Annotated in this window: 18 protein-coding genes and 1 pseudogene; 7 read left to right on the top strand and 12 right to left on the bottom strand. The window is 48.5% G+C overall.

Features of this window, described 5'->3' with window-relative positions:
* Positions 1–25: 25 nt before the first annotated feature.
* From MHM89_RS16955 to MHM89_RS16940, 4 genes are read right to left on the bottom strand one after another with little or no spacing between them, the layout of a single operon-like run.
* The gene (locus tag MHM89_RS16955) at positions 26–910 is read right to left on the bottom strand and encodes a LysR family transcriptional regulator (RefSeq protein WP_138548759.1); all 885 of its coding nucleotides are present in this window, start codon (positions 908–910) and stop codon (positions 26–28) included.
* The gene (locus MHM89_RS16950; protein WP_239409315.1) at positions 911–2740 is read right to left on the bottom strand and encodes a monovalent cation:proton antiporter-2 (CPA2) family protein; all 1830 of its coding nucleotides are present in this window, start codon (positions 2738–2740) and stop codon (positions 911–913) included.
* Between the two features lie 56 nt (positions 2741–2796).
* Positions 2797–3648 carry a pirin family protein gene (locus MHM89_RS16945; RefSeq protein ID WP_239409314.1) on the bottom strand — a complete coding sequence of 284 codons (852 nt, stop codon included), beginning with the start codon at positions 3646–3648 and terminating at the stop codon, positions 2797–2799.
* Positions 3649–3691: 43 nt separating this feature from the next.
* The gene (locus tag MHM89_RS16940) at positions 3692–4111 is read right to left on the bottom strand and encodes a DoxX family protein (protein WP_022944934.1); all 420 of its coding nucleotides are present in this window, start codon (positions 4109–4111) and stop codon (positions 3692–3694) included.
* Positions 4112–4301: 190 nt separating this feature from the next.
* On the opposite strand from MHM89_RS16940, the gene MHM89_RS16935 reads away from it, so the two are divergent.
* On the top strand, positions 4302–4727 hold the full coding sequence (locus tag MHM89_RS16935) for a carboxymuconolactone decarboxylase family protein (protein WP_239409313.1): 426 nt from the start codon (positions 4302–4304) through the stop codon (positions 4725–4727).
* 18 nt (positions 4728–4745) lie between these two features.
* Here the strand turns inward: MHM89_RS16935 and MHM89_RS16930 are convergent, their stop codons facing one another.
* The 5 genes and pseudogenes from MHM89_RS16930 to MHM89_RS18945 all read right to left on the bottom strand — a co-directional run bounded on the left by MHM89_RS16930 (position 4746) and on the right by MHM89_RS18945 (position 10657).
* A complete protein-coding gene (locus MHM89_RS16930; protein ID WP_239409312.1) occupies positions 4746–6605 on the bottom strand; it encodes a hypothetical protein in 1860 nt (619 codons plus the stop codon).
* A 12-nt stretch (positions 6606–6617) separates the two neighbouring features.
* Entirely contained in the window at positions 6618–7061 is a 444-nt protein-coding gene (locus tag MHM89_RS16925) for an energy transducer TonB (RefSeq protein ID WP_239409311.1), read from the bottom strand.
* Between the two features lie 216 nt (positions 7062–7277).
* Positions 7278–7622: pseudogene (locus MHM89_RS16920) on the bottom strand (YbaN family protein); the annotation flags it as partial.
* Between the two features lie 38 nt (positions 7623–7660).
* A complete protein-coding gene (locus MHM89_RS16915) occupies positions 7661–8254 on the bottom strand; it encodes a biliverdin-producing heme oxygenase (RefSeq protein ID WP_235420010.1) in 594 nt (197 codons plus the stop codon).
* An 87-nt stretch (positions 8255–8341) separates the two neighbouring features.
* Positions 8342–10657, bottom strand: coding sequence for a TonB-dependent receptor (locus tag MHM89_RS18945; RefSeq protein ID WP_239409310.1), 2316 nt, complete (start codon positions 10655–10657; stop codon positions 8342–8344).
* A gap of 219 nt (positions 10658–10876) precedes the next feature.
* Here MHM89_RS18945 and MHM89_RS16905 point away from each other — a divergent pair, with 219 nt between their 5' ends.
* From MHM89_RS16905 to asnB, 5 genes are all read left to right on the top strand, one after another.
* Positions 10877–12187, top strand: coding sequence for a Zn-dependent hydrolase (locus tag MHM89_RS16905; protein ID WP_239409309.1), 1311 nt, complete (start codon positions 10877–10879; stop codon positions 12185–12187).
* 124 nt (positions 12188–12311) lie between these two features.
* On the top strand, positions 12312–12797 hold the full coding sequence (locus tag MHM89_RS16900) for a hypothetical protein (RefSeq protein WP_239409308.1): 486 nt from the start codon (positions 12312–12314) through the stop codon (positions 12795–12797).
* A gap of 8 nt (positions 12798–12805) precedes the next feature.
* Entirely contained in the window at positions 12806–14230 is a 1425-nt protein-coding gene (locus MHM89_RS16895; protein ID WP_239409307.1) for a sodium:solute symporter family protein, read from the top strand.
* Between the two features lie 102 nt (positions 14231–14332).
* Entirely contained in the window at positions 14333–15412 is a 1080-nt protein-coding gene (locus tag MHM89_RS16890; RefSeq protein WP_239409306.1) for an aspartate carbamoyltransferase, read from the top strand.
* A 29-nt stretch (positions 15413–15441) separates the two neighbouring features.
* The gene (asnB, locus tag MHM89_RS16885; protein ID WP_239409305.1) at positions 15442–17481 is read left to right on the top strand and encodes an asparagine synthase (glutamine-hydrolyzing); all 2040 of its coding nucleotides are present in this window, start codon (positions 15442–15444) and stop codon (positions 17479–17481) included.
* A gap of 39 nt (positions 17482–17520) precedes the next feature.
* Here the strand turns inward: asnB and MHM89_RS16880 are convergent, their stop codons facing one another.
* From MHM89_RS16880 to MHM89_RS16870, 3 genes are all read right to left on the bottom strand, one after another.
* Positions 17521–18060, bottom strand: a complete 540-nt coding sequence (locus MHM89_RS16880) for a carboxymuconolactone decarboxylase family protein (protein WP_022944946.1) — start codon at positions 18058–18060, stop codon at positions 17521–17523.
* Between the two features lie 181 nt (positions 18061–18241).
* Positions 18242–19564, bottom strand: a complete 1323-nt coding sequence (locus MHM89_RS16875) for a porin (RefSeq protein WP_022944947.1) — start codon at positions 19562–19564, stop codon at positions 18242–18244.
* A gap of 197 nt (positions 19565–19761) precedes the next feature.
* Entirely contained in the window at positions 19762–20256 is a 495-nt protein-coding gene (locus MHM89_RS16870) for a MarR family transcriptional regulator (RefSeq protein ID WP_022944948.1), read from the bottom strand.
* A 158-nt stretch (positions 20257–20414) separates the two neighbouring features.
* Between MHM89_RS16870 and MHM89_RS16865 the strand changes: the two genes are divergently transcribed.
* On the top strand, positions 20415–22373 hold the full coding sequence (locus tag MHM89_RS16865) for a methyl-accepting chemotaxis protein (protein ID WP_239409304.1): 1959 nt from the start codon (positions 20415–20417) through the stop codon (positions 22371–22373).
* Positions 22374–22385: the final 12 nt, after the last annotated feature.

Raw genomic sequence — 22385 nt, 5'->3', positions numbered from 1 at the left:
AATGTATTTGCTTAAGACCTCGGGCTTATTCGTCTGCCATCAGTCGGTAGCGCAGCTCACCAATAAATGTACGCGCGGCGGGGCCGAGATTATCGCCGTCTTTAAAGAGCAGATATAACAACGCCGTACGGGTGTCTGCGCCGGCAATATTAAGTGCCTTAAGGGTGCCCTGCTCAAGCTGCTCGGTAATAGCGATGCGGGGCAGCCAGGCAAAGCCCAATCCCTTGCTGATCATATTGATAGAGGTGTGTAAATGGCTGACCGTCCAGCGCTGCTCAGCGCCGAGCCAACCGGAACTTTGCTGCGCATTTAGCGCTGAATCGCGCACCACGATTTGCCGATGTGCTTTGAGGTCTTCAAAGGTGAGGGCGCGGGGGATTTGCTGCAATGCGTGCTGCGGATGCGCAACCGCGATAAACTCAAAGTGGCCAAGCTCCTCACAAAAATCATCATTGGCCAATGGCGAGATGGCGATATCCACTTTATTGTCTTGCAGTAGTTCGTTGGCACCGGCTAGTACCGATTCAAACAGTTCAATGCGCAGCAGCGGGAACTGGCTGCTGGTGGCTTCAAGCACACTGAAGAGCAGCTCTTTGGGGAGTAACTCGTCAACGGCAATACGCAATTGTGATTCAATGCCTTCACCTAGAGTATGGCCCATGGCTTCGACCTTGGCGGCCTCATCAAGCAGGTACTGAGCGCGGCGCAGCATCATATTACCGGCCTCGGTCAGAGTGGTTTTACGGCCATGCACGGTAAATAGCTTCACGCCTAAAGCGGCCTCTATTTTTGCCACGGCATTATGGATACTGGACTGGCTTTTATGCACGCCTGCGGCCGCTTGGTTGAAGCCGCCATATTCCACCACGGCGCGAAACATGCGCCACTGTTCTAACGTTATTCTTAACACTTAACAATCACCATTATCACAGGTATTGAGTTTCTGCTGTGCTTGCTTATCTTGCGCTAACACATGTTTTAAATCGTCCATACGCTGGCGTACCGCAACACCATAACTGTGATCATCGCCCCATAACTCAGCCAGTTGCAATAGCGATTCCCGATCATGGTTGCGAAACAGCTCACCGGCGCGTTGTGCATCGGGCTCGCTATTTCCTAGTAGTTGCAATGACTCAACGGCAAGGTTAATGGCGGAGTCGACTGTTTCACGATTAAAGGCATCAATATCGGCACCAATCAATTGGTAAGCATGGCGTCTATCACGTGCGCGAGCGACCAATTTCAGGTGCGGATAATGTTTTTTCGCCAGCTCGATAATGGTCAAGGTTTTATCGGCATCATCAATGGCGATAACGAGCATTTGCGCATGTTCAGCACCCGCAGCATCGAGTAATTCTTTGCGGCCCGCATCGCCGTAGAAAACTTGCGTACCAAAGCGTCGCAACAACTCGATTTGGCTAGGGCTATGGTCTAGCACGGTGATATCGTAGCCTTGAGCGCTGAGTAAGCGCCCTATGACTTGGCCAAAGCGACCATAGCCAGCGATGATCACATTTTTGCTGGCCGCGATGTGCTCGGGTTTATCATAGGCCGGTGTATTACTGCTATTGCTACGACGTTGTAAGCGTTCATAAAGGATCAGTAAAAGGGGGGCCATCAACATCGAAATAGCCACGACCAAGGTCACTAGATTGACTTGCTCGGAGGTTAAGATTTGCAGTGATGAAGAGGTGGTCAGCAGCACAAAAGCAAATTCGCCCCCTTGAGCGAGCGCCAGGGTAAATAGCAGCTTGTGACCACTTGCAAGCTTAAATATATGGGCAAGGGCAAATAGAATCACTGCCTTAACGGTGATTAGTATCAACACCATTAGCAACACGTCAGCGAAGTTGTCAGCCAACAAGGCAAAGTCGATATTGGCGCCAACGGCAACAAAAAATAGCCCCAATAATAACCCCTTAAAGGGTTCGATATCGGCTTCTAACTCATGACGAAAGTCACTCTCTGCTAGTACCACGCCCGCGAGAAAGGTGCCTAACGCCGGGGACAGCCCCACTAGCTGCATAAGCAAAGCGATCGCCACCACTAAGAACAGCGCAAAAACAGTGAAGATTTCGCGCATACGGGTTTCCGCTATAAACCTAAACAGCGGTGCGGATACATACTTGCCGGCGAGAATAATTGCGGCAATAAGGGCGGTGGAAATACCTACTTGCGCCAGCACCGGCAAATCTTCAATAAGGTTACTGTGGGCCGTTGCCGCAGACGTGGGTGCAAACGCCAACAGTGGCAGTAGGGCGAGCATGGGTATAACGGCGATATCCTGAAATAACAGCACCGAAAATGCGTTTTGTCCCGCCTCAATACGCAACCAGCCTTTTTCTTCGAGCGATTGTAAGACGATGGCGGTGGATGACAGCGCCAGCATTAAGCCAATGGCTAATGCGCTTTGCCAAGGTAATGGCAACAGCCAGTAACACAGGGCAAATAGCACTGCCGCCGTTAAGGTGACTTGTAAGCCACCCAGGCCGAGAATGGCATGACGCATGCGCCAAAGCCGTGCCGGGTGCAGTTCTAGACCGACGAGAAAGAGCATCATCACTACGCCAAATTCGGCAAAGTGCATCACCTCTGTTTGGTCGCCGACCAAGCCCAAGGCATAGGGGCCAATTAGGATACCGGCGAGCAGATAACCTAATACCGAGCCCAAACCAAGGCGTTTAGCAAGCGGCACAGCAATAATCGCTGCTCCCAAATAAATAAGGGCCATCAATAACATAGGTTATCCTACTCAATCACGGTTAGGCCACTTAGAGTGGCGGAACTACAAACTAATTACAACGGTATAAACTCGTTATCGTCTCCGGGAATATCGGCAAAGAGGCGTTGTTGCCAATCCGATTTAGCTTGCTCGATGCGCTCGCGGCTGTAAGCAACAAAATTCCAGTGCAAATAAGGCGCTTTATTAAAGGCATTGCCACCGAGCAGAATAAAGCGACAGTCACTTTGGCATTTGAGCTCCGTGTCCCCCTCTTGCAGAAGCACAAACTGATGAGCTGTTGCAGCGGTCTCGCCTACTTCGACAGCGCCAAAAATAACGTAGATGGCCGCTTCTTGAAGCGGGTTAGGGTGCGCAATACGACTATGAGCCGTGGCGATAATATCGAGGTAAAACAGCGGTGAGTAGGTTTTTACCGGGGAACTCATGGCAAAGGCATCGCCAGCAATAAGGCGCATGGTGACCCCATCAACAATACGCTGTGGCAAGGCGGCCTTATTGATATGTGTAAAACTAGGTGCAATTTCACATAAAGTGGGCGGTAGCGCGACCCAGCATTGTAAGCCATTTATATCGTGGTGACTGGCTCGGACTTCTATCGACTCGCGTTCAGAATGGACGATACCGCGCCCTGCGGTCATCCAATTAACATCGCCAGGGCTTACTTCAACGTGATTTCCTAGCGAGTCGCGATGTAACAAGCTGCCAGTAAATAAGTAGGTGAGGGTAGAGAGACCTATGTGTGGGTGCGGGCGAACATTCACACCTTGTCCCGGCGCAAAGGTGGTGGGGCCCATATGATCAAAGAAGATAAAGGGGCCGACCATTTTCTTTTCTAGGTGTGGCAGTATCCGCTTGACCGTGAGGCCGCCAATATCGTGCTGCGTTGCTTCTAGTATTTTTGCCATAGTATATGGGGTGAGCCAGCGCTTTGGCACTGGCTCTGTGCTGTTAACTGCGGTCTTTAAGTAATAGCTGATCTAGGCTGTATTTTCCTGCGCCACTAGCTGCGAGAGCTAAAAAGCCACCGGCAATGGCGATATTTTTATAAAACATCAAAAACTGTGTTTGCTCACCCAAGTCAAAGTGGAATAGTAAGGCGCTGACGATACTAAAAATGGCGAAGGCCAGTGCGGTTAAGCGGGTAAGTAGACCTAGTACCACCATTGCGCCGCCAATCACCTCAAGAGCGATAACTAAAGGCAGTAAGACGCCGGGTACACCCATTGTTGCCATGTACTGGGCGGTCGCATCGTAAAACTCAACCTTACTGAGTCCTGTGAGTATAAACAGCGCCGCTAAGGCAAAACGAGCAAGTAGCTTGGTAATGTTGTTAAAGGCTTCGGTGTGGGTGATGTTAATGATATTCATGGTTCTCTCCTCGATAAAAGTGTGCCACCGCAGTGGCGATGTAATCACTATAGGTTTAACCTGAGAGAATGAAAATTAGTTAAATTACGCTATTTCGTTCGTTTTAAAAGAATGAAATGACGTAAACGTTCAAGTGTTCCACTGTGGCGCGCTGTAAGCTGATAGTGATTATTCATAGGAGGAACTAACCATGCTATCTCAGCAGCAGCTTTATCAACTATTACCACAACTCCCTGAAGCATTGATGGCGATGACCGAATCCGCAGAGCATCAACTTGAGCCAGAGTTAATACATATGGTGCGTTTGCGCGTATCGGCTATTAATGGCTGCCGCTTTTGTATTGCCATGCATACTCGTGAAGCCCAGCAAAGCAATATTACTGAGGCGACGATAGCTGCATTGCTAAACTCGCCAGCGGCATCAACTTTTACAGCGGCTCAATGGGCGGCGCTGCAATGGGCTGAGGCATTAACCTCACTTTCGGGGCATGAGCCGCTGAAGGCTGATATACAAAGGCTGCAAGCGCATTACCGTGAAGAGCAAATAGTGGCTTTATGCGCAGTTATTATTCAAATTAACGGCTGGAATCGAGTGGCCATCGGCTTTGACTTTTAGTGAGGGCAAGCAGCTTAGCTAAAACTGGCTGCTACAGTCATACTCAGGTAGCGGCGCGTCTTGATGGCGTAGCTGTGGGTGACGAGTGTGCAACTGCTGGTATAGTGCTGGGTTTTTGCGGGCGATGAGTGCCAACATACTACGGTGCCAGGGTGTAAGCGGAGGCTGATAGGTCATCACCTCATCGAGTACCTGCAAGCTCGGTGCTTGGCCCGCGAATAGCTCAATGCCCTGTAGGCTCAGGGCAAGCGGATCCATCGCGGTTATGCCTTGATGGTAGGGGACGCCAGCGGCCACTAATTGCGTTAGTAGCTCGGTATCGTAGTGGCTAATCGCATAATACAGTAGCGAATGTCCGTGACTATCGAATCGCGGCAAATACTCCCGTAGTTGCGGGAGCGTCAAACCTGCGGGTAAGCGCACGTAGTCCAGCTGGGATTGACCCAGTTGTGAGCTCTGCAGTCGTGTGAATGACTGTGCCCCGACGCGGCTCAGTGAGGCGTAAAATAGATCTCGGCGTAACACTTCGGTGAGTGGTTGCTGATATAACGATGCTAAGGCGGCCTCTAACCCCTCTCTGCGCAGCACCTTTAAATAAGCTTTTGCAGCTTGACTGTGATGAACGGTACGCTTGGCGTTGCGCGCTTGGTTGCGGGTGTAACACTCGTAAAGTTGCACGGAGCGAGCATTCAACGCGGCCAAATCAACGTCGTCTTCGTAACTCACTTGTGCCAGAGCATGCGCTAACCCGAGCGGTTGCCAGTCAGTACGAAACTCTCTCAGTAAACTAGGGCATTGGCTTAAACGGCTCTTCAATTGTTGGCTTATAACCAGTTGCTGGTCGGCGCGCTGCTGCAGTGGCTGAATCAGCGGCTGAGCAAGGTCCAAGTGCAAAGCATCTCTTTGCCACAGGCTGTCAAAATCGAGTTGGTGGTGGGTATATATTTGCTGTATACGCTCAGCGGTCAACTTAAAGCGACGCCCCTGCGCTTCAATAATGTCGCCCTTTTCGTTGTAGATAAATGCTGCTCTAGCCCCTCGGCTGGTCAATAACTCAATCACCTCGACATAGTCCGGCCAACGAGACTGTGGAGCGTTACTCAACCCCCATATTGCCCACTCTAATGTGGAAGGCAGATAATTGTCGTCACTCAGCGCGGCCCCTTTGTTTAATAGGGCTTTAACCACCTCCGTTCGTCCTGCTCTGGCGGCCAAATCAATTAACCGCAAGGCATCAGCATAATCTTGTGATACGACGAGGTTAATATCATCAAAGTGCTTAATAACGGTGACAATCTGCGCATCTAAAATGTCAATATTACTAATTAGCCAGGCTATATCGTCGACATATAACTGTTGCCCTGGCGCGAGGGAGAATGAAGGATGAGCTAACTTTTCCAGTAGCCAAGGTTGTGGAGAGTGGGGCTGAACGAGTAGCTCCGTTGCGGTATTTTCACTGAATTGTTGGCTTGCAGTCGCGATTCGCTGCGCCATTTGCGTATTGGCTTTTAATTGTTGATAGCGCCATGTTGTTGCATGGCTTGGCCCGAGAAAGTGCGCGATAGCGAGAGTGACTTGATCTAAGGAGTACCCTTGGCGTAATAGGGCCTGGTAGTTCAAAGTGGTGAAATACCTGAGTCGTTGATTTTCATACTGGGCCAATTCGTTGGTGCATTGATGGATGCTGGGCTTCGCTAGTGAAGTGGACGCATCACTGAGTGATAGCACTGGCTCTTTATCAACCGTTAAGCTCGTTGAGCTTGTAACCCTTGGTGTGCTGGTTTCGTGCGTTTGTTGCTCGATTGGTAATAATTTCTGCCAAGCAAGCCACATCGCCGTAACAGTAATAAGCACAATAACGATGGGCTTGTGGCGCATAATTGATCGTGGCTAAGCGCAGGGTTTGGTAATCGCCTTAGCGCATAAAGCCTGGGCTTGTTCGTCGTTTTTACCGCCAATGCAATAATCGAAGCGTAAAGCCATAGGCAGATCCTCGCTACTTTCTCTGGATGGCAATTGCCAATTGCGAATGTACTCGCGTGTTGCCTTACGAAGCTCCCGAGCATGGCGCTGTGGCTGGCGAGCAATGACCTCGATATTTTTAGGCTTGCCTTCAGGGCTAATATCAAAGCCTACAACTGCACAGCCAGCAATTCCATCCCGTGCTAGTTCAATAGGGTAGCGGGGGGTATTTATGGTATCAAGTGGCTGCCAAAGCTGCTCCCCGTCTTGGCTTACTAGATAGTGCACTTTCACATCGGCGTGAATCACCTCTTTGGCTTCAACCGAAGCACTGGCTGCCAGCGCCAGTATCAGTGGTATGGTTTTAAGCATAATACATCCTTGTTTACAGTAATAAAAAATGGCGGTGCGAAACACCTTCCTTAGCTAGCTTAAAGTTTAAGCGAGAACATGTGAAGAGGATGACTAAAATTTATTCATTAGCCAGGCCATAAGGTAACACCCACCTAGGAATAGCACAGCGCTTACGACGGCAATGATGGCGCGAGCGCGGTGCGCAGGTTGTTGAGGATAGCTTGGGCAATAAGCTAAATAGGCCAATACCAAGGCTTCAATTGCCGCAACTATCGCAACAGCCCACGTCGGGGCAGAGGAGTGCATCATAAAATATAGGCCTATGCTCATTCCTATCGCGGCGAGCCACTTGGCTTTATGTGGCACTACTTTATGGCTCTGCCAGTTGTGTAAAATTGGCCCGAAGCGCGCGTGATTCAGTAGCCATTCTTCCAAGCGTTGTGAGGAATGAGTGAAACATGCCAAGGCAAGAATAAAGAAAATGGTGGTGGGCATCACTGGCAGCGCAATACCAATGACTCCGAGGCCAACAAAACCAAGCCCTAGGCCTTGTAAGCAGTAGTTTTTATAGCGGGTCATCAGACCCGCAGCAGTGGTTTTGCTCACTTGTACTTCCGTTACCCTGAATACACTTGTGCTTGATAAAGCTGAAAGCGCGTAAATGCTTGACGCGCGCCAAACACAATGGCTTCTTCTTGGTACGCATCGAGCTCAATGTTGTCAATTAAGTGTACTAGATGTCGCCAGGCACTGCCACGTCCTGCGCCCGGTCCAGCAAGAAAGCGTGCGCCGTATTCACCATTTAAAGATAACTTCTTTTGTACTTGCTGACCCAGCATCGCCGCGCCCACTTTAGAGCCCTCTACCACGTACAGCCAACCTAAAGCGCGAGCTAATTCTGTGGTATCACTTAACACTGGCTCTAAACGACCACTGGGTAAAGGATAGCCGAGGTCGAAAAAATCTTGCTCCAATAACCTGATGCGTGAGCGCATGGGCAGATCGTCAATGCATTCAAGCAATGCGGGGTGAGTGTAAAGAACCTCCACATCGCGCAGAAAATAAAACTGCAAAGACAGGAAGCGTAAATAGTTTTCGGTACTTTCGAAGGGGTGCTTGGCCATAATGGTGGTATCAATTTTCTCATGCAAGTCGTGAGTGCTTTGCTTAAGGCGTTCACTGCGAGAGAGTAGGGTGTCGCTATGAGTCATGTATTACTCCGGGTAGTCTTTAAACGGTTTATAGGTATAAAGTGTGAATGTGAGTCACCAGCGCATGGCGGCACTGGTGAGTGACCATCAAAGTTTCACTTCCAAAGCGACCGTGACAGTTCGTCCCGGCTCTGGCATGGCAACAATTGATCCCGAGGAAACCACGTATCGATCGGTTACGTTAGTGATAGCAAGGGAGCTTGATAGTGCGTCATTTATCTTGTAATCAAGGTACATATCTAGCTGGTAACTGGCAGGGATCCTTTGTAATGCATCAACTCCGGTGCCTACTAAAAATCCGCCCGGATGATATTTTTGCGAATGCCCCTTGTAAATCAGGCCAGCATCAAGCGTATCAGCAAAGAAGGTTTTACCTAGAGTGGCAACCAACTTTCGTTTCGGTGGAATACGCAGTGGCGTTAGGCTGCCAGAGAAACCTTGCGCACTGCAGCGCTGAGCGTCGTTAAACGCAGCCGCATCAGTGGCGCAGATCTGTGCCCCCGTATATTGGGTATAAGCGATAGAGCCATAGAATTGGGCACCGCGATAATTAACTGTTAATTCAATACCAGGAAGGGTAAAGCTATCGTAATTGGTAAAGGTGAATGCTGATTTTTGCCATCCCTGCGCCTGAGGGTCTGGATTGGCTAACTGCGCGGTTCCTAGCATGTCATCAATACGGGTGTGGAAATAGGTGGCTGACCAGGCAAGGGTGTCCTTTGGCGTTAGTAAGTCGGAGAGTTGCTGACCCAGAGCTAGCTCAAATGATTTCGTTTGCTCCGGTGAGAGTGGGTAGTAAGGTGAATATGAAAACACCTCATTGGAGACGGTTGTTTCATAGACATTCGGCATGCGATAGGCGCTGCTATATTTAGCCAATACATAGGCGTTATTGGAAAAGCGATAGGTTAGCTGTGCGATTGCGTCAGTTTTGCCGTTGAACTCGAGTCTGTAATGACCTTGGTAATCTTCAGTTTCGGAATCGTGATGGTTAAAGTTAAGGGCTAACTCGAACGGCGCAAGATCAAATTCAGCATCTATAAACGCACTGCGCTTCACTTGTTTACCATTGCGAGAAGTGGGCTGGTCTCCATAAAAGTAATTAGCAGCGTCCTTTTCTGGCTGCAAACGTTCAGATTGCCAAGACAAGCCATAAGTGAGCGTAGTCGGTAACGTGTTGGCGAGCATCAAAGAGGCGGTATTGTATGCGCCAATACCATGACGTTTATTCGTGTATTTGTGGAAGTATTGCAGGGCATTGGGGCCAAAGTTACTGCCTAGCGCATTGTATTGCTCTAACTTGGCATGTGTGCTCCAAGCGTTCAGGCGAACATCGAAAAGCGCATTATTTGTCGGTAGAAAACGGTAGCTAGCACTCACTGTATTAACCTGTGCCGTGCCGGGCTGCCACTGTGGCATGGTTTCGACGCCTTCGGGCATGACTTCCCAAGAGCCATCTGGAAGTTGCCAAATATCGTCAGCCCGCTGTTTATACCAATAAGACGCGAGCATCTCCCCGGCTTTTTGCTGATGGTGGCGGGTATTGAGTTCAAATAGGTGCTCATCGCTGGGCTGGTAGCTCAGTTTGGCCAGAGCCGATTGACTCTCAAAGCTAGTATTAACCACTTCACCGCCACGGTTTACTGGCGGTAAAACGTCGCCCCAATCGTTGTACTCGACAAATTCGTGGTAGCCATGAGAGCCGGCAAAGTAATTCCCTGTTTTCTTATCGCTGTACGCAAGTACGGCGCTGAGTTGTGGACCGGCGAACGCAGACGCTACAAGCATAGAGCCGTGATTAAAATCGGTGACATCGCTGTCATTGCTAATCTGATAATAACTTTGTTGCTTTGCATCATCGCTGACGTTGGGCATTTTATTGTTGTTGTAGGTTTTAAGCTTAATTAGCCCACCATACTGCTTACCTCCACTAACAATATCAGCGGGTGTTAGCGTGGTCATAGTCACGGAACCACCAATCGCACCGGCTGAGAAAGGCGCTGCACTGACACTGGTTCCTTTGCTGATGTGCACTGTACTGAGGAGATCTGAATCAATGTAGGTGCGCTCAGAAGTACCCATATACCCCCGGTTAGTGTGGGTCGATTGTAAACTTCCATCAATAAAAATGGGTACTCGCCCTTCGCCTTGCACGCCGCGAATACCAATATCGAGTGCCCCCGCTTCATTACGTAAATTGTTGGCATCAATGCTGGCAAAGGTGGAGAAAATATCGGCGTTGCTAAACCCTTTGGCATGCTCGATTTCACGCTTCTTTAAATACAGCTGCTGACCCTCAACGGTGATCACTTCTATTTCTCGAATGGGCTCTTGAAGAGAAGAGGGGTTGGCGGAAACATAAAAACTGCATAGTAATAATGAGTAAATTGTACTGCTTTTCACAATGTGCTCCTATTTAAGAAGGTGCGTATGATAATGGTTCGCATTAACTTTTCCACATATTGTTTGTGTTTTAAGTACAACTCAGACCAGTTTGCTGTTGTGTCTTTCCTTACTAATAAGCCCATGTGTCGGAAATAACAGGCAATATGACGTGTTCACCTGACAAACAGGCGCTTTCTTCTACACTGTGGGGACAGCTGTTCTGCTTTTGGAGGGAGTATGTACAACGTTAATATCGAACGCTTAAAAGAGACTTTATTTACTTTGTCGCGGATCGGGTATAACGAGGAAGATAAGGGAATTTATCGTCCTGGCTTTAGCGCCGCCGATTTTGAGGCGCGCAATTGGCTCATGGATTTGGCCCAAAGCGAAGGCTTTCGCACCCACATGGATGGTGCAGGCAATGTACACATTGAGTATGGACCAGAAAATGCCAGTGCGGTTGTAGTCGGCTCACACCTTGACTCCGTGCCTGCGGGGGGCATGTTTGATGGCACTTTGGGGGTGATTGCTGGGCTCGAATGTTTACGGGTATTGAAACACCATGACGTTGCCTTAAAACACCCTGTGCGGGTAGTTGCTACTGCAGAAGAAGAAGGGCGCTTTGGCGGGATGTTTGGTGCGCAAGCACTGACGGGCAAATTAACCCCGCACGATATTCTCACTATGCATGATGCAGACGGCTACCTACTTAGTGACGCTATGAAAAGTTGCGGCCTTGATCCTATGCAAGCGCTGAGCGCAGCGTTTAGCCCAGAGGATTTAAAATGCTTTATTGAACTGCATATCGAACAAGGCCCTGTGCTTGACCAAACTGGTATACAAATTGGCGTTGTTGATGGCATTTCTGGTGTATTTAAGTGGATTGTGAAGCTGGTGGGTAAGGCCGACCATGCGGGCACCGCGCCGATGGAAATGCGTTCTGATGCGTTTATGGGGCTGGCGGACTTTGCCCATGAAATAAACCGTATTATTGATGAAGATGGCACTGAGTACAGCCGTATTACCGTAGGCAAAGCTGAGTTAAAGCCCGGGTTTGCCCACACTATTGCCGGTGAGGTGGATTTCACCTTAGTGGTTCGTGATATGGACCAACATATCATGGAGGCGTTGAGCCAAGCCTGCCGTAAAGCCCTTTCTGCTATCGCTCGACGCCATCAATTAATGTTTGAATACGAGCAGGTAAGTTGGTTAGCACCGCAGCATTGCAGCCCTGTGTTAACAGACTTTATTGCCGAGCAAGCGCAGCAGCTGGGGCTGAACTATCAACGTATGCCCAGTGGTGCAGGCCATGATTGTCAGTTTTTTACCAGTCTCACAGAAACTGGGCTGATATTTATCCCTTCGGTCAATGGCATAAGCCATGCCCCTGATGAGTGGTCGCATTGGCATGACGTAGAGGCCGGAGCCAACTTGTTGCTGGCCTGCGTTGCCACCCAAGCAACCAGTTCTGGGTTAGTCAAAGCGACGCGTAAAGGCGATAAAAAAGTCACAAAGATTGCTAATAACTCAAATAAAAAAGTGGGTTAACAGCAATTGCATAAAGATGTACTAGGCTTATTTCACTAAACTTTTTTAATTAAATGCTTAGTTTGAATTCAAAAAATTTGAGTGTTAGGGTTAATTTTTACGCATTAGGGACGCCTGCGGCAGTATGAAATTACTAAGTCAGTGTGTATTGGTAAGCTTCACCATCTTTGCGCTTGCAATGGGATGGGGTGTGGCTGGTGCGCAGAGTCAGCGTCCTATTGTTATTGAACCCGCAGAGCAGAACGTCAGCGCCGGCTATTTTGATGTAAAGTTGCGTGCTGCACCGTCCTTGGCCCTTAGTGAGCAAGAACTCACCTCTATATTAGCCAATGCGCACTTGCATATTGAATCTGATTCCCACCTGTTTCCCATAGAAGCTGCAGTCAATGGCCAGCAAGCCGTTACTATTAGTGGTTTGGCAGAGGGTCATTACACCGTTAATTTAGTTGCAGAGGGTCAAGCACTCAGCGACAGCGCCACTGTTGTTGTGCAGCACCACAGTATGACTTTGGTTTGGCCGCTATTTACGCTTGGCTTGGTGCTTTTCATCGCTTTGTTCCTGGTGCTAATGCGGGGCTATGTAGCCGATAACCGAGCGCCGGATTCTTAGGAAGTAGCATGTTAGATACGCAAACTGCGCTCATTATCACCGCTATTTTTGCTATCGTTTGGGTTGTTTTCGGCTGGTGGCTTGGACGTCATATTAAATCCCATGAAGACTTTGCTTTGGCAGGACGTAATGTTGGCTTTGCCTTTGCAACCGCCACCGCGATGGCAACCTGGGTCACCAGTAATACCACCTTGGTGGCACCACAATTGACGTACCAATTTGGTATTTGGGGGATGGTAGGTTACTCCTTTGCCGCGTTAGGGCTGCTGTTATTTGCTCCGCTTAGTCAACGCATTAAGCGGCTGTTGCCCACAGGGTTTACCAGTGGCGACTTTATTCGCTTACGCTTTGGTCGCTTTAGTTGGCGCATATTTCTCATTATTTCCTTGGTTTACGCTTTTAGCTGGCTAGTCAGTTTAGGCATGGCAGGGGGGATTTTACTGGAATCACTCAGTGGCCTAGATTATCACTTGGGGATGACTGTAATCCTCACCATGTGCGTGCTATACACCTTATTCGGTGGGATGCGCGCGGTGATCGCTACCGATTTTATTCAAGCGCTGATTATCGTGATTGGCGTGATCATTGTGGCTGGTGTGGTGATCGATAACTACAGCTTGGAAACGGTGCATCAGAACCTCGCCGCAGAGCATCCCATGCTGTTGGATTTATTGTTTCCTGCGGCATTACTGTTTTTGTTTAACAACATCTTTTTTGGCTTAGGAGAGATCTTTCACTCTAACGTATGGTGGTCACGGGCTTTTGCCTTTCGTGTTGATACCGCTAAAAAAGCGTACTTCACCGCCGGATTATTATGGTTGCCGATACCCATAGTGACAGGGTTTATTGCCCTTGCTGCGCCAACCTTAGGTATTTTCCCTCCCAGTGCGGATATGGTCGGCCCCATGGTGGCGGCGAATGTGCTTGGTTATGGGGGCGCTATTTTACTGTTTATCATTGTTTTCTCCGCGCTTGCCTCGAGTCTTGATTCACTTTTAGCAGCCACCTCTGACCTTATTACTCAGGATATTTATAACAAGCATATTAATCCTGATGCTGACTCTGAAACGTTAATGCGTATCGGTAAGCGAGTTATCGTCATTCTAGGGGTCGCTACATGGGTGTTGTGCCTGCCCAAACTAGCGACTCTGGGTGCCTTACTTAATTTTGCCGGTGCGTTCGTTGCGAGCACCATTTGGCCCATCGTACTTGGCTTATATTACCGCCGCTTAATTGGCAAAAGTGCTGGTTTGGCCATGCTCTTGGGCACAACAAGTGGGTTGATTGGTTACTTTGCAATTGGTTTTTACGTCGCGGCATTAATTTCCTGTGCCGTGTCCTTGGTGGTTTGCATCATTGCATGCAAGCTGAATAACACGCCCTTTAATTGGCAGCAACTAAAGACACCAACGGAGGACAACCATGATCTCTAGCAGTTTGTTTTCTCTGTTGATATACGCCGCTCTGGTGCTGGCGTTGTTGTGTCCTATTTTACTCGTGACCTTATTTGTTCGCGATCATATTAAGGGAAAATTATGGTAAGTGCCCTCGCCATTGAAAAAGCCGCTTTTGATAGAGCTCGACCTGATGTTTACGGTGATGCTCATCCGAAAGCGTTATTACGAGCAATTGAAGAGGATGGAGACTTACTCCATCAAGTCGAAAATCAGCATATCATCAGTGCTGATCAGTTGAACCGCGATATTTTGGTGCAGCTATTTCGTCTGGCTGCGAAGTATGAAAGTAACCCTGCACGCTATCGCTCGCCGCTGCAAGGGAAGATTCTCATCAGTGCTTTTTATGAACCAAGTACGCGTACGCGGTTATCATTCGAAAGTGCCTGGCACCGCCTAGGTGGCGATATCATGTCAATTACCGATCGCTCCTCTACAGGCATTGCCAAAGGGGAGTCTCTCGCCGATGTCGCAGAGATGTTTAATAACTACGGCGACTGTGTGGTACTGCGAGACAATGCCAATGAGTCTATAGCGGAGATGGTTGGGCCGCTGCGTATTCCTATTATTAATGCCGGTAACGGTATTGATGAACACCCAACACAAGCAATGTCCGACCTATACACTATTTTCAAATGGTGTCCAGCGCTACTTAATCCAGAGCATGAGGATTTTCGCCAGCTCAAAATCGGCATTGTTGGTGTTCCGAATCAAATGCGCACGGTGCGTAGTCTGCTTAAAATGTTTGTGCATTTCCCCGAGATTGTCGATGAAATAGTATTACTCAACGACCAAGATGAAAACACCATATTCGACTCTGGCCAAAAACAGCAACTCATCGATGCCGGTATCCATATTCGTACCAGCAAGGAGATGGATGAGGTTCTGCCTCAGCTAGATGTGGTGTACATCAATGCCATTGCTTGGGTAGGCGATAGCTTTGAAACCTATGGCAAAAAATACGGCCTCAATTGCAAATCTCAGCTGAAAAAAGACGCCATCATCTTGCACCCTTTAGCTCGAGGTGAAGAGCTCTCCACCTGTTTAGATGATACGCCTCATAATTGGTATTTCTCCCAAGCGCGAGGCGCAGTATTTTTACGCATGGCACTTCTCACTTGTATGGTGCAGCGAGCCGATACAGTGATGGATGTCATTTAGCTAGCAGTTTAATTTAGTAAGGATTTTACATGTGCGGTATAGCGGGAGTATTTAATCTCGATCCAACTCAATCCATTGATCCACAGCTGCTTGTCAATATGGCGGCTATCCAACACCATCGCGGCCCCGATGGTTTCGGCTACCGTCGTATTGAGGGTAAAGGCATCGGCTTTAGTCATGCCCGCCTTTCTATTATTGACCTAAATGAGCAACGAGCACGACAGCCTTTTATGAACAGTGATGAGCAACTGATGCTTACACACAACGGCGAGTTCTATGATTATGCCCGAATTCGTGCCGACTTAGTGGCTCAAGGCGCTCGTTTTCAATCGAAAAGTGACTCAGAAATTGTGCTCCATCTTTATCAGCGCCAAGGGATGCAAGCGATGCTGGAGCAACTGCGTGGGGAGTTTGCTTTTGCACTGTATGACAACAAAGAAGACACACTGCATTTAGTGCGTGACCGCTTCGGGATAAAGCCCCTGTATTACACGCAAACACAAGACGAAGTGGTGTTTGGCTCAGAGTTAAAAGTGCTGTTTGCGCACCCCAAGGTTAAGCGACAGTTTTCCAGTGCTGGGCTCTATCATCAGCTTATTCAAGTGATGGTGCCGGGGAGCACGGCATTCGCTGACGTACACCAAGTCAAGCCGGGTCATGTTGTCAGTTTTAAACGGCAAAATGGGCAGTGGCAAATCACGGATAATCGCTATTGGGACGTTAACTTTCCCCGCGCTGAGGAGCACCAAAATGACGCCGATGAACAGTTGTATATACAAGGAGTCCGCGAAAAGTTACTAGAAGCGGTGCAGCTGCGTTTAACAGCAGACGTGCCAGTTGGCTGTTACCTGTCGGGTGGCATTGATTCTTGCGCGATTCTCGGGCTCTCTTCGGCGGCGAGTCAGCAACCTATCAAGGCATTCACCATCGGCTTTGATAGCGACGATTATGATGAAACCCCCATAGCAAAAGAAATGGCCGAAGCCACGCAGGCCGATCATCACATCATGTCACTCAGCGGTGATGAGCTTTACAGTCATTTTGAGCGCACCTTATGGCATACCGAGCGCACCATTTACAACACCTTAGGTGTGGCAAAATACCTCATGAGCCAGCAAGTGAACGACGTAAACTATAAAGTGGTGATGACTGGAGAAGGGTCTGATGAGCTCTTTGCTGGCTACCCTTCGTTCCGTAACGACTTGTTCCTTTATGGTATGGATGAAGTGGATGCCGATGAGCGCGCAAAGTGGCAGAGCATGTTACAAAAAACCAATAAGCTCTTTAAGGGCGCGATGCTCTCGCGCAATGAGTGTCGTAATGAGGCCTTGGAAAGCCTAGTTGGTTTTACCCCCAGTTGTTTACAACCTTGGCTGGCTTGTGGTGAGTTCGCCGATGGGTTGGTGGCTGAGCAACATAAAACAGCCTTAGCTGATTATGATGCTGGCAAAGCCATTGCGGCCACCTTTGACAACGATATGTTAGCAGGGCGTCACCCTCTCGATAAGGCGCAGTATGTATGGATTAAAACCATGCTCGAAGGGCAGATTCTCACCTGGGGTGGTGACAGAGTCGATATGGCTAACTCGATGGAAGCGCGGCCAGCGTTCTTAGATCATCATCTTGCTGAGTTTGCTTTTAACATCCCTCCTCATCTGCGTATTAAAGACAACAAAGAAAAATACGTGTTACGTGAGGCAATGAAAGGGTTACTGCCGGAGACCTTATATAAACGGGAAAAGTTTGCTTTTATGGCGCCGCCCGCTCACACCGATGAGAAAAAGTGGCAAGCGATGAAGCAGTTAGCTGACAAGTACCTAAGCGACGAGGCATTAGCACAATCAGGCCTGTTAGACCCGCAAGCTGTGGCGGATTTATTTGCCCTTCACGATGCCCCTGACACTGATGATGCATTGAAGGTGCAGTTGGATGCGGTGATTAATCACATGATTGGCGTTCAGGTATTGTATCAGCAGTTTGTAGCAACCGATGTGCCTCAACAGGCTGCACAATTGGCGCAACATTATGGTTGGCGTGCTGACGACGCGCACCAAGGTGCACAAATATAGAAACCGAATAGGGCTGCAAGCGCAGCCCTTTTTATGGTGTTAGGCAAAAGGTTTAAAGGCATCGTCCAGTGGTGTGTCGGCGAGGTGATTTACGTAGTTACTCATCACTTTTTGGCTGAGAGCAAGAATAATATCCAATAAATTCTGCTGACTATAGCCGGCAGCGAAAAAGGTCTTACTTTGTTCATCGCTCAAGTGACCACGCTGACGCACAATTTCGAGCGTGGTATCACGCAGTACTTCTAGCTTGTCATCACCTAATGGCGCCTGGTCACGCAAAGCCTGATTAAGGTCGTCATCTACCTTCATTGATTTGGCAATCGCTGAGTGCGCAGGGACACAGTAATGGCATTCGTGTTCAACGTTAATACTCTGCCATACCACTGTTTTTTCGGCATTATTGAATGAGCTGTTTAAAAAGGCTTCATGCAATACTTGGTATCCGTGTAAAAGCTGTGGCGATTCGGCCATGACTGCGTGCAAATTAGGAATACTACCAAAAGCTTGTTGTGACTTCTCTAGTAAGGGTTTGCTGCTTTCTGGCGCGGTCTCTGGGGTATGTAAAGTAAATTCTTTCATCGCTATCTCCTTTTGGTGTATAGGGAGTAGACTAGGCTTATTTGAATGTTTGTTCAAATAAGATTTAGTTATATCTGACTTCACACCCATCTAAGGTGCGGTGAAATAAAATAACGGTACATCGGGTCGCACAGGGCAATAAAAAAGGGCCATCAGGCCCTTTTTTTGAATCACTCACTACTTAGAAGTAATAACCAATATTGATATTGAAGCGGCGTTCTGTTTCGTCACTGTCACCAGCAATAGAACCCCCTACAAATGGCTGATTCTTAGCATGTACTAAGTCAAAGTAGGTGAATAACCCGCCTGCGGCAACAGAAACGCCGGTTACGTTCATCCACGTGTCTTCGCTGTTGTCAGACTTGTCGTAGATGATGCCGTAGTCATTGTAAAACTGCAGATTGGTTACCGGACCCCACTCAACAGGGAGGCTGTAGGCAATGTTGGCGTTGGTCATTGTGGCTTCTGCGGCAATACTGTCATAGAAGGAGTAAGCACCTACCGCCATGCGATCGACGTTGTCGATATCGTAGTTGTAGTCACCGTGTTGCAACTGGAAGTTCCAGGGGCCGATGTTGCTATTTACGTGTACAGCCCACGCTTGGTAATCTCCGGCACGGTCATTACCATCATGCAGGCCACCGGCTAAGCCAGAAACACCAATCTCAGTTTTGCCACCTTCATGCTCTAAGTGATAAGCGTAACGACCTGAAAAGGTGTTGTATTCACCAATCGGGTTGGTTGGCTCTGCGTAGATACCATCACCCACATTTCTAAAGCCAACAACATCATAAGAGTAACGATCACTGCGATTATCGACGTAACCATCAACGCCACCTAGCTCATCATTTTTGAAAAAGCCAAGATCGAGTTGCCAGTTATCGGCTACTTTACGCTTAAATAGCACACCCATGTCATGGTCATCTTCTAAACCAATGTAGTAAGTGGTGCCGAAGAACCAGTTGTGTGAGTTGTACGGCCAATTACCAAAAGGCACTTTGGTAATACCGGCCTGCACTTGCCAGTCTTCTGCGAAATCGTAGCCAACATAGGCATATTTCACGGCCGTCATGTAGTCGAAGAAGCGAATCTCAGCGTTGAGCTCGACATCACCAATATCGCCAGAGAAATTTAACCGGAAGATATCGAAGTCAAAGTCGCCGCCACGATTTTTATTATCATCATCGTAAGAGGTATGGCTGAAGTTAGTACGTACTGCACCACCAACATGAATGCCATCTTCTTTCTCGGCGCTCTTTTCCATCGCCACTGTTTGCTCAAGCTGCTGTTCTTGTTGAGCAATACGGGTATTAATCTCTTCTTGCTGCTGTGCTTGTTGCTCTGCACTTTGCTCAGCGGCATCAAGCTTTTTCTGCAACTGCTGCATTTGCTTTTGCAACTGTGCCAGTTGCTCCTTCATTGCCTCCATTTCTGGGTTCGCCATTGCGGTGCCAGAAACACAGGTAATGGCAAGAGCCAATGCGGTCTTCTTGAACGTAGTCATAATTGCCCTATGTTGTTGCCATAATCACTTAGCCTAGACTAAGTATTTGAATTTTTCGAAGTTGATTAACCAGATTAAATACTGGCCAGTGGCGTTAAGGGATCATCCTAGATACGACCCCTCTATACCAAACCGTGCTTTAGTGTAGCAAGAGGAACCGTTTTGGGGAAATGTGTAAGTGTTTACTAATATTAGAGTTATTCTGATTTTCCAGGGTCAACCTGACGGGTAATTGCACCCACTTCCAGTAGCGGAGAGGCATCTATGTTGTCTGCGTCCATCATTGCGGCGATGCGCTGCATCGACGAAAGTAGCAGAGTTTGTTCCCATTCAGAGAGACTGCTGAACTTCTCGATAAAGTGATCTTGAAGTGGTTGTGGTGCCTGATCAAGCAGCGCTTTGCCTTGCTCGGTTAAATATAAGCTCACTCGGCGTTTATCAAGTTGGCTGCGCACGCGGCTTACCAGGGCTCGACTCTCTAGCCTATCTAAAATATTGGTGACTGTTGCCGGGCTAAGATTCACATTTTGGGCAATGCGGCTGGCCGTGATGCCGTCGGTTTGTGCCACTTCATGCATAATTAGCAGCTGGGGGCCAGTGAGGCCGGACGTTTTGTTCAGTTGTTTGGAGTGCAGATCAATGGCGCGGATGACCTTACGCAGGGCAATTAATAACTCGTCATACTTTTGCATTTCCAACCTCCAACTGACTAAAGCAGCCATTATACCTTTAAATACCAAGCGGACTACACCCCCTTGATAAAAACCGTTACGTTTAAGGTTTATAAAAACGTGGCGAGTTTAGGCTATTGAAACTAAAGTTAATCATTATTACCTAGCGCAATACAACTATGAGTATTAGAAGCAAGTTATTACTGGCCTTTGTCAGTGCAATTATTCTACCTCTGGGTATCATTGCTGTTATTGTTATTAATCAAGCGCGTGACCAAGCGCTGAGTAACTTTCAAGACTTAACTAATCGCGAAGTCATCCAGATTGATAGAGGCCTCAGTTCGTTTTTTGCCGAGGTTGTGAAAGATGTGGACTTTCTCGCCTCACATCCTAAAGTGTTGGCAGCAACCACGGATGTCACCCTGTATAAAAACAGTGACACCAGCAGCGAACTCGATGCGCTAGCTGGCTCGCAAATTGAGCGGCAGGCGTTTACGTTGTTTAGTCATTTTGGCGAAACCCATCCGGGCCTTGCCTATGTGTATATGGGCAACCAAGAGGGCGGCTATATTCAGTGGCCACAATCAGCAGTTGGCCCTCGCTACGACCCGACCCAACGTCCGTGGTATCAACATGGTGCAAATGCAAATGGCGAGACGGTGCGCACCAATGCTTATTATTGGGCTGCTGATGATACGGTAATCGTGTCCACCGTAAAAGCGGTGAAAGAAGGCGGGCAAGTCGTGGGTGTGCAGGGGATGGATGTGTCGTTAAAGGCACTCACCGATATGGTTAAAAAAATCACTTTGGGTGAGTCGGGTTACCTCATGCTGGTAGAAGATAGCGGCACGGTATTAGTTAACCCTAAGGATCCAGAGCATAATTTTAAACAATTCTCCCAAGTCAGCAACGGCGCTTTTAGCGAATTGGCGCAAAGCCGTAATGGCGACTTTGAAGTGACGTTGGCCGGTGAGGACTACTATGCCCACCTCTATACCTCGCCACAGCTAGGTTGGAAGTTCATTGGTTTAGTACCGCAAAGCGAGGTGATGGCGGCGGCTAACGCCATGACGTGGACGATTATAATCGTTTGCTTGGTACTTGCTGGGATATTTGCGTTGTTAGGTAATACCATATCGGGGCTTATCAGCGGCCCAATTATTACTGTTAGCAAAGGCTTAGAGGATATCTCCGAAGGAGATGGCGATCTTACCCAGCGGCTGCAAGTAAGCTCGAAAGATGAGACGGGTGCTTTGGCAGCGAACTTCAATGTGTTCTTAACTTCTATTGCCAAGTTGGTGGCACAAATAAATGACACCGCGAAAGAAGTGAATGAGGCCGCAACACATTCATTGTCACTTTCGAGTAGCTTAAACGGTTATACTGATCAGCAGCAGCAGGCACTTGCAATGGCTGCCACGGCCATTAACGAAATGGCGGCAACCGCAAATGAAGTGGCGCAAAGTTGTGCCAATGCTGCCGATTTAGCGCAGCAAACACGCGATGCCTCCGAGCAAGGGCAAGAAGTCATTACCGAAGCCGTGGCCAGTGTCACTGAGTTGTCGCAGGCGATTACCTCGGCGGCGAGTGACATTACCCAGCTCGCACAAGAGAGCGAAAGTATTACCTCCATTTTGGATGTTATTCGCGCCATTGCTGAGCAAACTAACTTATTAGCACTCAATGCCGCAATTGAGGCGGCCCGTGCCGGTGAGCATGGACGTGGCTTTTCCGTTGTTGCCGATGAGGTGCGGGCGCTGTCACAACGAACCTCACAATCGACAGAAGAAATCGCCACGCAACTGGATAAGCTCAGAGCAATGAGCGAAAGGGTTGCGGGGGAGATGAATCAAAGCTTGGCTCGCAGCACCCAAACTGTTGAGCAAACCAATGCGGCGCAACAGCAGTTTGTGGAAATTAATCGCTCAGTGATGGATATTAGTGATCTCAATACGCAGATAGCGACGGCTGCAGAGGAACAGCAGCACGTGGCGGAAGATATTAATCGTAATGTCGTAGAGATTAAAACCGCCGCTGATGAAGTCAGTGAGGTGGCGACTAAAACAGACAGCAGTGGCCAGCGTTTAGATGCGCTTGCGAAACAATTGGCCGCTCTAGTTGGGCGCTTTAAAACCTAAATGCAAAGTAAA

Source organism: Pseudoalteromonas sp. CNC9-20 (genome assembly GCF_022347875.1).
GTDB classification, from domain to species: Bacteria; Pseudomonadota; Gammaproteobacteria; order Enterobacterales; family Alteromonadaceae; genus Pseudoalteromonas; species Pseudoalteromonas ruthenica.
Note: the sequence above shows the minus strand (reverse complement) of the source record. Positions and strands in the feature narration are given on the sequence as shown.